This is a genomic window from Brotomerdimonas butyrica (assembly GCF_025567305.1).
Classification (GTDB): Bacteria; Bacillota; Clostridia; order Peptostreptococcales; family Anaerovoracaceae; genus Lentihominibacter; species Lentihominibacter butyricus.
On record NZ_JAOQJP010000001.1, the window covers coordinates 223,622 to 235,585 of the forward strand.

Here is an 11,964-nt window from a genome sequence, read left to right on the forward strand (position 1 = left end):
CATAACGGATAAGCTTGATTTGCAGGCGTCAAACTCCCGAGTTGGCGGGAAATCAGCGGATTTACAGGAAATCGGTGGATTTTTCTTGTTTACATGTAAAAAAAGTAGTAAACTGTAAACAGTATGATTAAATGGAATTATTAGTATCTGTTTAAACAAAATCATAACCGGAGGATTAAATGAATTACAATCTAAAACGATTTCTGGCAGTATTTTTTGTGATAATTATTGCCGCAGGATGGTACCTCACCATATTCGGTGCAGGTCCTGTAGATCCGTTGAAGGACAGGATAAAACTCGGCCTTGATATCAAGGGCGGCGTCTATGTAGTGATGGAGGCCAAGACTGATCTGACGGGAGACGAGCTGAAGAAAGCCATGGAGCAGACTCAGACCGTCATCGAGGAGAGAGTCAACCAGCTGGGACTGGCTGAGCCGGTAGTCACTATTGAAGGTGACAAGCGAATAAGAGTAGAGCTGCCGGGTGCGGAAGATGCACAGGAAGCTATCGAACAGATCGGAAAGACCGCACAGCTGCAGTTTGCACTGGCAGACGGCACGATCGTGCTCGACGGAGGAAATGTAAAGGATGCATCTGTCACCACAGACAGTCAGAAAGCAGGATATGCAGTGGCGCTCGAGTTTGACAGCGAAGGCTCGGATCTGTTCTATCAGGCTACATCCACAGCATACAGCGGTTCGGTGACATCATCGATCGACGGAGTCCCGAACGACTCGATCATGATAATACTGGACGGTCAGATCATCTCATATCCGCAGGTAAATGAGCCTATAAGCGGAGGAAAGTGCACGATCACAGGAAACTTCACGCAGGATGAGGCTTCCAATCTGGCTGCACTGATCAGAGGAGGCGCACTGCCTCTGGAGCTCAACGAAGTCAACTCTTCGGTACAGTCAGCAAAGATCGGATATAACGCTCTGGAAATGAGTGTATACGCAGGACTCATAGGCCTTGCCATAATACTGATCCTCATGCTCGTCGCATACAAAGGCATGGGTATCGCTGCAGACCTTGCTCTGCTTTTCTACGTTATAATCGTACTCAATATCATAGCTGCGATGGGAAGCGTGCTGACGCTGCCTGGAATAGCGGGTATAATACTGTCGGTAGGTATGGCGGTAGATGCCAACGTCGTCATCTTCTCGAGGATAAGAGAGGAGATAGAAGGCGGCAAGACGGTGCGCTCCGCAGTACAGTCAGGTTTCAAACGTGCTATGAGCACTGTAATAGACTCACAGGTAACTACGCTCATAGCTGCCGTGATACTTTATGAGATCGGTACAAGCTCCGTAAAGGGCTTTGCGTGGACGTTCATGATAGGTATCATCGTCAGCATTTTCACTGCTGTAGTCGTTACACAGCTTTATGTGAGCCTGATGTCGGGCGGCAAGAGAACGGGAAGCAAGGCGTTCTTCGGTATAAACAAGAACAACAGAGCATCATTCTCTATACATAAGGATCTTCATTTTATCAAATACAGAAAGATATACTACGGTATTTCGATACTGATCATGGCAGTGGGACTCATCTGCGGAGTGGCAAGAGGCCTCAACTACGGTATAGACTTCACAGGCGGAACGATGATCCAGATGGATATGGGCAAGACCGTCAAGATATCCGAGGTGGAAAAGGCTATCGAGAGCTACAAGCTCGATCCTGAGATCATCTATTCGGGAGAAAACAACGATCAGATCGTTATCAGAACGATCAAGTCTCTCGACAGCGATGCGAGGGCTGAAGTCATCGGAAGCATCAACGAAGCGTTCGGCACCACACAGGATGACGTTGTAGAAGAAGAACTGTTCGGCCCTTCGGTAGGAAAAGAACTCAGAAACAACGCGATCCTCGCCACACTGCTTGCAGCAGTCTGCATGTTCATTTATATAAGGCTCAGGTTCTCGCAGTGGAAATTCGGCGGAGCGGCTCTTCTGGGCGTGCTTCACGACGTGCTGATAGTGCTTGCGTTCTATTCGATATTCAATATAACGATAAACAATCCGTTCATCGCGGGTATACTTACTGTAGTGGGTTACTCGATAAACGACACTATCGTTGTATTCGACAGGATACGTGAAAACATCAAGTTCATGAGGAAGGGAAATACGGAAGAGCTCGTTGACAGGAGTATAACCCAGACTCTGGGAAGATCACTGATGACGTCGGCGACTACGCTGATCGTTATGGTGCCGCTTCTCATCATGGCAGGAGATGCGATCAGAGAATTCGTTCTCCCGCTCATGGTCGGAATCATCGCAGGTGCATATTCGTCGATCGGTATATGCAGTCCTCTGTACTATGATTTCTCAGGTCACGGCAAGCTTTCGGACTACGAAAAGCATGTGAAGGCGAACAAGAAGAAGCAGGCAAAGGAAGCTAAGAAGGCAGCACTCGTGCAGGATACAGAAAAGGCAGAGAAAGCAGATGCGGTAAAGGCTGACGATGCCGAGCCGGCCGCAGCAGAAGATACATCGGTAAAAACAGCTGCGTCAGAAGCTGCAGGTGAGGCTCCGGCACAGAAGCAGACAGCTCCGAAAAAGAACGGAAATCCTGCTGCGAACCAGAAGAGATCGAAACGCTATGTAAAGGGCAATAATAAGAAGTAAAGGGCATTCGCACATTATGAAAAAAAGACGTGAATTTTTAGAGACAATCAAAAATTTCAATCCAAACTATGATATGGAGGCTATCGCACATGCCTATGATGTAGCTGAAAAGATGCATCGCGGCCAGTTGCGCAAATCAGGTGAACCGTACCTGATCCATCCGATGGCGGTGGCGGAGATACTGGCAGACCTCGGCATGGACGAGGAGACGATCATAGCTGGACTTTTACATGATGTTGTGGAAGACACCGAGTATACATCGGAGCAGCTCATCGATGAATTCGGTGAGGAGATAGGGCTTCTCGTGGACGGAGTCACAAAGCTCGGTTCGCTGAAGTTCAAGAACAAGGAGGAGCGTCAGGTAGAGAACCTCAGAAAGATGTTCCTCGCGATGTCAAAAGATATCAGAGTCCTCATCATCAAGCTTTCGGACAGGCTTCACAACCTGAGGACCATCAACTATATGACGCATGACAAGATAATCGAGAAATGCAGGGAGACGCTGGACATATACGCGCCTCTCGCTGCAAGACTCGGTATCTATGCGATGAAGATGGAGCTCGAGGATATCGCGCTGAAGTTCCTTGAGCCCGAAGCTTACTACGAGCTCGCCGAACAGGTGAATGAGCGCAAGGAGGAACGTGAGAAATCCATCGAGCAGGTCGTGGCGCAGATAAAGCAGACGCTTGATGAGATAGGCATCAAATACGACATATACGGTCGCTCGAAGCATTTTTACAGCATTTACAAGAAGATGAAATACCAGCACAAGAACCTGGACGAGATCTTCGATCTGATGGCGGTGAGGATCATAGTGGAGACAGTCAGAGACTGTTACGCTGTGCTCGGGCTGGTGCATACGATGTGGACGCCGATACCGGGACGCTTCAAGGACTATATCGCGATGCCGAAGCCGAACATGTACCAGTCGCTCCATACGACGGTGATAAGCGACAGCGGCAAGCCTTTCGAGATACAGATCAGGACATATGAGATGCACAGGATAGCCGAATACGGTATCGCAGCTCACTGGAAATACAAGGAGGGCATCGTTTCGGACAGGGAGGAAGTCAAGCTTTCATGGCTGAGACAGGCGCTGGAATGGCAGAAGGATGTCAAGGATCCGAAGGAATTCATGGAATCTCTGAAGATGGATCTGTTCTCAAGCCAGGTGTTCGTATTCACTCCTCAGGGCGACGTCATAGAGCTGCCGGCAGGCTCGACGCCGCTGGACTTTGCATTCAAGATACATTCGGATGTCGGGTGCAAATGCGTAGGTGCACGCGTGAACGGCAAAATGGTGACTATAGATCACCAGCTGGAAAACGGCAACATAGTGGAGATCGTCACGTCTCCGAACGCTGCAGGACCTAGCATAGACTGGCTCAAGATCGCAAAGAGCAGTTCGGCGCGAAACAAGATAAGACAGTGGCTCAAAAAAGAAAACAGGAGCGATCTCGTCGATCGCGGCAAGGATCTGCTGGACAAGTATATCAGAAAGAAGGGGCACGATCCGAGAGAACTGCTGAAGAGCGCATTCATAACCAGAGCGGTCAAGGAGTTCGGATACAAGAACAGCGACGAGCTTTACAATCAGCTGTCCGGCGGAGGCACTCTGCTCAACAAGCTGATGAATTCGCTGCTCAAATACGATGCTGAAGCTAAAGAAATAGAAGCCGAAAAGGAAAGAAGTCTGATCGAGAATCTCCACGAGATGAGCGAGAAGACTATAAAGCGTAACCAGCACAACAGGCAGAAGCGCGAGGACAATTCCGGCATCGTGGTGGATGGCGTGGACAACCTGATGATAAGGATCGCACGATGCTGCAACCCTGTTCCGGGCGATGACATAGTTGGATTCATCACGAAAGGAAGAGGCATTTCCGTCCACAGGAAAGACTGCGACAATCTCAAATCTCTGTCTCCGGCGGAGAAGGCGAGATTCATCGACGTCAGCTGGGGCCAGGATATCCTCGACAAGTCTTTCGATACGGAGATATGTATCATCGCGAAGGATCAGAAGAGCATGCTTTCCAGCATATCCAAGATCTGCGAGGATATGGATGTGCACATATCAGGGCTGAATGCAAAAGCTGAAAAAGACGAGACAGTGAAGATCAATCTCACACTTTCGATACAGAACAAGAACCAGATGGAAAAGATATGCAGGTCACTAAAGGGAATACCTGGCATAATGGAGGCGTACAGGACAACGACATGAGAGCAGTAGTACAGAGAGTCACAGAAAGCCGTGTGACTGTTGACGGAAAGATCACAGGCGAGATAGGAAAAGGACTGATGGTGCTGATCGGCGTAGAGGACGGCGACGGTGAAAAAGACGCTGAATATATAGCGGGCAAGGTAACGGGTCTGCGCATTTTCGAGGACGAAAACGACAAGCTGAACCTGTCTGTAAAGGATATCGGAGGCGCTGTCCTGGCAGTTTCACAGTTCACGCTTCTCGGCGACGTCAGAAAAGGAAAGAGACCGAGCTTTACGAAAGCCGCAGCGCCGGAGGAAGCCAACGCGCTTTACAGAAAAGTCATAGAGCTGATACAGGCGGAAGACATCCACGTCGAAGAAGGGATATTCCGCGCCGACATGATGGTCGAGATACACAATGACGGCCCTGTGACGATACTTCTTGACAGCAATAAAAACTTTTAGAAGGAGATATACAAAAATGAAGATAACATGTATGCCCAGCGGACCGCTGGGAGTGAACACATACCTGGTAGTCGATGAGGAAACTAAAGAAGGCTTCATCGTGGATCCGGGCGGATACAACCCGAAGCTGACTAAGAAAGTCAGCGATAAGGGAATAGCGATCAAATACATCGTGCTTACACACGGGCACGCAGATCACATTTCAGGTGTGAATGAGCATCTTGATGATTTTCCTGATGCAAAGGTCGTTGTGCACACGAATGAAAAGCCGATGCTGGAGGATCCGCGAGCGAACCAGAGTCTCATGTTCGGATCGGCTCAGACTGTGAACGGAGACATATTCGTGAACGACGGAGATGAGCTCGAAGTAGGCAATCTCAAGCTCAAGTTCATATTCACGCCGGGACATACGCCTGGAGGAATGTGCATCTACGTAGAGTCGGAAGATGTGCTGTTCAGCGGAGACACGCTGTTCAGACAGTCGATCGGAAGGACCGACTTCCCGGGCGGATCGTTCAGGGATCTGGCAGATGCAGTCCACACGAAGCTGTTCATACTTCCGGATCAGACAGTCGTGCTGCCGGGACACATGGGACAGACCAGCATAGGATTCGAGAAAGAGAACAATCCTTTTGTATAGATGTATGTTGAAGGGTGTGGAAAATCCGCACCAGTATGAGGAACTGATAAAAGTGTTCATGCCGAAGGGCATGTACGAAATATACAGCGGCGATGGAGGCTTCAGGCACGGTGATCAGGAGATACCCGGGGTATCCGGAGTTTCTGACGCAGCAGGATGTGCAGGATGCGGATCCGGTGCAGCACCCGGTGTGCAGGGGCCATCCGGCATGCCGGAGGACTGCAGAGTCTTCAGCTTCAACGGCGACCGCGAGGCGCTGAAGCGCGAGATGTACAGGAGCCTGGAGCTTTACACGGGAAAAAGCCCGAAGTGGGGTGTGCTCACAGGGATAAGACCGGTAAAGCTTGCAGGAGAGATCCTGGATTCATGCGGCAGCATGATAGAACTGGAGAGGATACTGAAAGAGAAATATCTGCTCCATCAGGACAAAGCGGATCTGGTCACGGACATACTGCAGTATCAGAGGCAGACAGCAGGCCGTCCGGAGCCGGGAAGTCTCGGGATGTACATAGGTATACCATTCTGCCCGACGAGATGCCTGTACTGCTCCTTCACTTCGAACCAGGTGCCGGAGCCGGAGATCGACAGATATCTGCAGGCGCTTTACAGCGAGATAGAATACTGTGCTGCGAAGATAAAAGAAAAACATATCCCTCTCGAGTCGATATACATCGGAGGGGGAACGCCTACGACGCTGAACGAGTCACAGCTGGAGGAGCTGCTGTCGAGGATAACAGATCTGTTCGACACGGGAAATCTCAGCGAATTCACGGTCGAGGCAGGCCGTCCGGACACGTTCACCGAAGACAAGCTGAGGATCATCAGGGCAGCCGGAGCAGGCAGGATAAGCATCAATCCGCAGACGATGAAGGAAGAGACGCTGCAGCTCATAGGCAGACGTCATACGGTCAGCCAGACGGAGCAGGCATTCGAGATGGCGCGCAGGGTCGGCATCGACTGCATAAATGCGGATCTGATAGCAGGACTTCCGGGAGAGAGCTTTGAGGATTTCTGCAGCAGCCTGCAGCGCATAGCGGACACAGGAGCCGAGAACATCACGCTCCACACTCTTGCGGTAAAACGCGCGTCCGTGCTCAAGGAGCTGGACGAGGAATACAATTACAAGAACGAGGAGCTGTGCACGGCAATGCTGGATCACGCTCTGAAATACCTGAGAGAAAGAGGATACAGACCGTACTATCTATACAGGCAGAAGCACACCTCGGGCAATACCGAGAATCTGGGATTCTGCAGAGATGACAAGGTGTCGGTCTACAATATAAGGATCATGGAAGAGGCACAGTCCATACTGGCGCTCGGCGCCGGCGGGATGAGCAAAGTCTATTTTCCTGAGGAAAACAGGCTCGAGAGAGTCGCTAACGTTTCAAATTACCAGATCTACATCGACAGGATCGGTGAAATGATAGAGAGAAAAGAAAAGAACTTTTGGAGGTAACAATATGTTGACGAATGCGCCTAAAGGGACGAAAGACATGCTGCCCGATCAGGCATACAAATGGCACTATATAGAAGAAGCCTTTGCCGAGATATGCAGGAATTACGGCTTTGAAGAGATCAGGACACCGGTGTTCGAGCATACTGAGCTGTTTCAGAGAGGCGTGGGAGACACTACCGATATCGTCCAGAAGGAGATGTACAGCTTCCAGGATTATGGAAAGCGCAATATCACGCTGAAGCCGGAGGGCACTTCGCCTGCAGTCAGAGCATTTGTAGAACACAAGCTCTATGCGGGAGCGCAGCCGAGCAAATACTATTACAACATCCCGTGCTTCAGATATGAAAAGCCGCAGTCGGGAAGACTCAGAGAGTTCCACCAGTTCGGCATCGAGACTTTCGGCACGTCCGACATGATGGCGGACGCCGAGATCATCAGTCTGGCGTATGATTTCCTGAAGGAAATGGGAATAACTGATATAGAGCTTCGCATCAACAGCGTGGGATGTCCTGAATGCAGGAAAAACCACAGGCAGTCGCTGAGGACTTTCCTCGAGCCTAAGTACGATCAGCTCTGCGACACGTGCAAGGACAGATTCGACAGGAATCCTATGAGGATACTGGACTGCAAATCGCCTGTATGTCACGAGCTGGTGCAGGGTGCGCCTGTGATGCTCGATTACCTGTGCGACGACTGCAGAGACGCGTTCGAACAGCTCAAGGCAAACCTCGATGCGATGGGTATCGAATACACCGTTGATCCGGGGATCGTGAGAGGCCTCGACTACTATACGAAGACAGCATTCGAATTCGTCACAACGAAGATCGGAGCTCAGGGTACCGTGTGCGGCGGCGGCAGATACGACCACCTCGTTGAGGAGATCGGCGGCCCTGCAACTCCGGGAGTCGGATTCGGACTCGGCAAGGAGAGACTGCTGCTCACGATGGAGGCATGCGGAGCAGAGATACCTGAGCCGGACGGCACAGACGTGTTCATCGCATTCATGGGTGACGATGCAAAGGCTGCAGGTCTCAAGCTGCTGAGACAGCTCAGACAGAAGGGTGTCAGCGCTCAGATGGACATCATGGGCAGGAACATCAAGAACCAGTTCAAATACGCGAACAGGATAAAAGCGAAGAAGACAGTTGTTATAGGCCAGGACGAGCTGGAAAATAACAGCTTTGCGATAAAAGACATGGCGACATCGGAACAGACTACGGTATCGATGGAGAACATAATAGAAGAATTAATGAAATAGATCAGGAGCAGGAGAGAAAGATGAGTATATTTAAGAGAAGCCACATGTGCGGAGAACTCAGAGAATCCAACATCGGAGAAAAAGTCGTGCTGAACGGCTGGATACAGAAGAGAAGAAATCTGGGAGGACTGATTTTCTGCGATCTGCGCGACAAGACAGGAATAACACAGATCGTATTCAACGACAAGATCCCGCAGGAACTGTTCGACAGGGCGGACACGCTGAGAAGCGAATACGTTGTCGGAGTGAAGGGAACTGTCATGGAGAGAGAATCCAAGAACCCGGAACTTCCTACAGGAGACATAGAAGTGTTTGCAGACGATCTCATCATATATTCGGAAGCAGATACTCCGCCGATTTATATCAAAGATGACGACAATGTAGACGACAACCTGAGACTCAGGTACAGATACCTGGATCTAAGAAAGAAGAAGATGCAGGACAACCTGACATTCAGACACAAGCTGGCAAAGCTGACGAGAGACTACTTCTCGGATAACGGCTTCACGGAAGTCGAGACTCCGGTACTCATAAAATCGACGCCTGAAGGTGCGAGAGACTATCTGGTACCGAGCAGAGTGAACCAGGGACGTTTCTATGCGCTCCCTCAGTCGCCGCAGATGTTCAAGCAGCTGCTGATGGTCGGCGGTACAGACAGATACATGCAGATCGTAAAGTGTTTTAGAGACGAGGACCTGCGTGCCGACAGACAGCCTGAGTTCACGCAGATCGACCTCGAAATGTCATTCGTGGATATGGATGACGTGATCAAGATCCAGGAGGGCTACCTCAAGAAGGTCTTCAAGGAGATGAAGGGCGTGGATATCGAAACGCCGTTCCCGAGGATGACTTACGATGAAGCGATGGAAAGATACGGCAGCGATAAGCCTGACACCAGAGTCGGCTTCGAGCTTCAGGATATCACAGAGCTCGTTAAGGACTGCGAGTTCAAGGTGTTCACGGATGCGATCGCAGCAGGCGGCAGCGTGCGCGGTATCTGTGTGACAGGCGCTGCAAAGGATTATACGAGAAAGAAGATAGACAAGCTCACTGAGATGATAAAGAGCTACGGTGCAAAGGGCATGGTATGGATGAAGGTCGCAGAGGACGGAGTATCGTCTTCAGTGAACAAGTTCTTCACACCTGAACAGCTGCAGGCGATCGCAGACCACATGGGAGCGGCTGCAGGCGACCTGATACTGATCGTTTCGGACAGGAACAAGGTAGTGTTCGACAGCCTTGGATTCCTGAGAAGACATATCGCAGACGAGATGGGACTGCTCGACGACGAACAGTACAACCTGCTGTGGGTCATCGACTTCCCGCTGTTCGAGTACGACGAGGAGGCAGATGCTTATCACGCTATGCATCATCCGTTCACATCGCCTAAGGCAGAGGATGCGGAGCTGCTCAAGACAGATCCTACCAAGGCAAAGGCAAACGCATACGACATAGTGCTCAACGGCGTTGAGCTCGGCGGAGGCAGCATCAGGATCCATGACAGAGACATGCAGGAGGATATGTTCAGAGCATTGAATATGTCGCAGGAGGACATCGACGAGAAGTTCGGATTCCTCGTCGAGGCATTCAGATACGGCACACCTCCGCACGGCGGACTCGCATACGGCATGGACAGACTCGTGATGCTGCTGACAGGAGAAAAATCGATCAGAGAAGTCATCGCGTTCCCTAAGAACCAGGCGGCTCAGTGCATGGTGAGCGAAGCTCCCGGCACGGTAGAGCAGCAGCAGCTCGATGAACTTGGAATAAAGATAGTTTCAGAGGAAAAATAATGGAGACCGACAACACGGCAGCGATCAGCAGGATAGGGATACTAGGAGGGACGTTCGATCCCGTGCATCTGGGGCATATAAACCTGGCGCTTGACTGCAGAGAAAAAGCAGGACTCGACAGAGTGCTATTCATGCCTGCGAGACTGCAGCCTTTCAAGCTGGACAAAAAAGTCACATCCGGCGAAGACCGGCTGAACATGCTTAAAGAAGCGCTCGCAGACGTCGAAGGGCTGGAGGCATCTTCATACGAGCTTGACACTGAAGGTATATCATATACATACCTGACGATAAGAGCGATGAGTGAGATCTACGGCAGCGACGCCCACATATACTTCATAATGGGCACGGACACGTTCCTCAAGATAGAGACGTGGAAAAACGCGCAGGAGCTCCTGAAAAGCTGTTCCTACCTGGTAGGCAGCAGACCTGGATACAGGCAGGAAGAACTGCAGCTTTGCATAGAAAAGATACGCCGGGAATACGGCACTGAAGTGATAAATATCGAAAACAGGCAGTACGACGTGTCTTCAACGGAGATAAGACGCCGCATCGAAAACGATATCCCGTGCACCGATCTGATCCCCGAGAGAGTAGAGAGGTATATCAGACAGAATGGACTGTACAAAGGATAGGATAACAGAATATATAGAGCAGCATCTCAAGGCAACGCGTCTGAAGCATACTTATTCTGTCGCTGAGGAGGCCGTGAAGCTGGCGAAACAATACGGCGAGGATCCGCAGAAAGCTGAGTTAGCGGCGCTGTGCCACGACATGGTGAGGAACGAAGCTCCGGAGACGCTGGATGCATACGTCCGGGAGTTCGGGCTGCCTGAGAGACTTGCCGGCAACGTCAATCTCTCTCATGGAAAGGTCGCAGCCGAGCTTCTTAAGAGGGATTACGGAGTGACGGACAAGGATATCATAAATGCCGTTTCTTTCCACACTACCGGGAGAGCCGACATGTCCACACTTGAGAAGATAATATTTCTGGCAGATGCGATAGAACCGGGCAGGGACTATCCGTCGGTCGAAAAACTGAGAAAAACCGCATATACCGATCTGGACAGAGCCTGCATGGACTCGCTGGCAGGGTCAGTGGAGTTCGTGAGGAGCAAAGGCGAATACCTTGATCCGGATACGGTCGATGCGCTGAATTATTTAAAGGAGAAACAGAACTTATGATGGAACCTAAAGAATTGTCATTGAAGGTCGCAAAGCTTCTGGACGACAGGAAGGCTATAGATGTGACGGTGATAGACATATCCCCGAAAGCATCCTTTGCAGACTATTTTGTCATGGCGTCAGCCGGCAGTGACAGACAGATGGGCGCGCTGGTCGACAATGTCGAAGACATGCTCGAGCCGGCAGGCATATTCCCTAAAAGCGTAGAGGGAAAGAAAAGCTCAGGATGGATACTGATGGATTACGGCGATGTGGTCATAAACGTGATGACCGCAGAGATGCGTGAGAAATACAATATAGAGCGAATCTGGGGAGATTGTGAAAATCTTGAAATAAACTAATTT

The 11,964-nt window shown here is 50.5% G+C and carries 10 protein-coding genes; all 10 read left to right on the plus strand.

What is annotated here, in order from left to right:
- Window positions 1-179: 179 nt before the first annotated feature.
- From secD to rsfS, 10 genes are read left to right on the plus strand one after another with little or no spacing between them, the layout of a single operon-like run.
- Window positions 180-2,624 (plus strand): protein translocase subunit SecD, encoded by a 2,445-nt coding sequence (gene secD, locus OCV59_RS00935; RefSeq protein ID WP_147592444.1) that lies wholly within the window; start codon window positions 180-182, stop codon window positions 2,622-2,624.
- Between the two features lie 16 nt (window positions 2,625-2,640).
- Window positions 2,641-4,845: a RelA/SpoT family protein gene (locus OCV59_RS00940; protein WP_147592445.1), complete on the plus strand. Its 2,205-nt coding sequence runs from the start codon at window positions 2,641-2,643 to the stop codon at window positions 4,843-4,845.
- The gene (gene dtd / locus OCV59_RS00945) at window positions 4,842-5,291 is read left to right on the plus strand and encodes a D-aminoacyl-tRNA deacylase (protein ID WP_147592446.1); all 450 of its coding nucleotides are present in this window, start codon (window positions 4,842-4,844) and stop codon (window positions 5,289-5,291) included. The genes OCV59_RS00940 and dtd overlap by 4 nt, the downstream gene beginning before the upstream one ends.
- 16 nt (window positions 5,292-5,307) lie before the next feature.
- Window positions 5,308-5,931, plus strand: coding sequence for an MBL fold metallo-hydrolase (locus tag OCV59_RS00950; protein WP_147592447.1), 624 nt, complete (start codon window positions 5,308-5,310; stop codon window positions 5,929-5,931).
- Window positions 5,924-7,387 (plus strand): coproporphyrinogen dehydrogenase HemZ, encoded by a 1,464-nt coding sequence (hemZ, locus tag OCV59_RS00955; RefSeq protein WP_147592448.1) that lies wholly within the window; start codon window positions 5,924-5,926, stop codon window positions 7,385-7,387. The genes OCV59_RS00950 and hemZ overlap by 8 nt, the downstream gene beginning before the upstream one ends.
- Before the next feature lie 4 nt (window positions 7,388-7,391).
- Complete coding sequence (gene hisS, locus OCV59_RS00960; RefSeq protein ID WP_147592449.1) at window positions 7,392-8,645, plus strand: histidine--tRNA ligase; 1,254 nt, start codon at window positions 7,392-7,394, stop codon at window positions 8,643-8,645.
- 20 nt (window positions 8,646-8,665) lie between these two features.
- The gene (gene aspS / locus OCV59_RS00965) at window positions 8,666-10,438 is read left to right on the plus strand and encodes an aspartate--tRNA ligase (protein ID WP_147592450.1); all 1,773 of its coding nucleotides are present in this window, start codon (window positions 8,666-8,668) and stop codon (window positions 10,436-10,438) included.
- Entirely contained in the window at window positions 10,438-11,070 is a 633-nt protein-coding gene (gene nadD / locus OCV59_RS00970; RefSeq protein WP_147592451.1) for a nicotinate-nucleotide adenylyltransferase, read from the plus strand. The genes aspS and nadD overlap by 1 nt, the downstream gene beginning before the upstream one ends.
- The gene (gene yqeK, locus OCV59_RS00975; protein ID WP_147592452.1) at window positions 11,051-11,620 is read left to right on the plus strand and encodes a bis(5'-nucleosyl)-tetraphosphatase (symmetrical) YqeK; all 570 of its coding nucleotides are present in this window, start codon (window positions 11,051-11,053) and stop codon (window positions 11,618-11,620) included. The genes nadD and yqeK overlap by 20 nt, the downstream gene beginning before the upstream one ends.
- The gene (gene rsfS, locus OCV59_RS00980) at window positions 11,617-11,961 is read left to right on the plus strand and encodes a ribosome silencing factor (protein ID WP_262584010.1); all 345 of its coding nucleotides are present in this window, start codon (window positions 11,617-11,619) and stop codon (window positions 11,959-11,961) included. Before yqeK ends, rsfS begins: the two co-directional genes overlap by 4 nt.
- Window positions 11,962-11,964: the final 3 nt, after the last annotated feature.

Coding starts and splice junctions, on each gene's coding strand:
- dtd (WP_147592446.1), top strand. CDS start 4,842: ATGAGAGCAGTAGTACAGAGAGTCACAGAAAGCCGTGTGACTGTTGAC.
- OCV59_RS00940 (WP_147592445.1), top strand. CDS start 2,641: ATGAAAAAAAGACGTGAATTTTTAGAGACAATCAAAAATTTCAATCCA.
- OCV59_RS00950 (WP_147592447.1), top strand. CDS start 5,308: ATGAAGATAACATGTATGCCCAGCGGACCGCTGGGAGTGAACACATAC.
- aspS (WP_147592450.1), top strand. CDS start 8,666: ATGAGTATATTTAAGAGAAGCCACATGTGCGGAGAACTCAGAGAATCC.
- rsfS (WP_262584010.1), top strand. CDS start 11,617: ATGATGGAACCTAAAGAATTGTCATTGAAGGTCGCAAAGCTTCTGGAC.
- hisS (WP_147592449.1), top strand. CDS start 7,392: ATGTTGACGAATGCGCCTAAAGGGACGAAAGACATGCTGCCCGATCAG.
- nadD (WP_147592451.1), top strand. CDS start 10,438: ATGGAGACCGACAACACGGCAGCGATCAGCAGGATAGGGATACTAGGA.
- secD (WP_147592444.1), top strand. CDS start 180: ATGAATTACAATCTAAAACGATTTCTGGCAGTATTTTTTGTGATAATT.
- yqeK (WP_147592452.1), top strand. CDS start 11,051: ATGGACTGTACAAAGGATAGGATAACAGAATATATAGAGCAGCATCTC.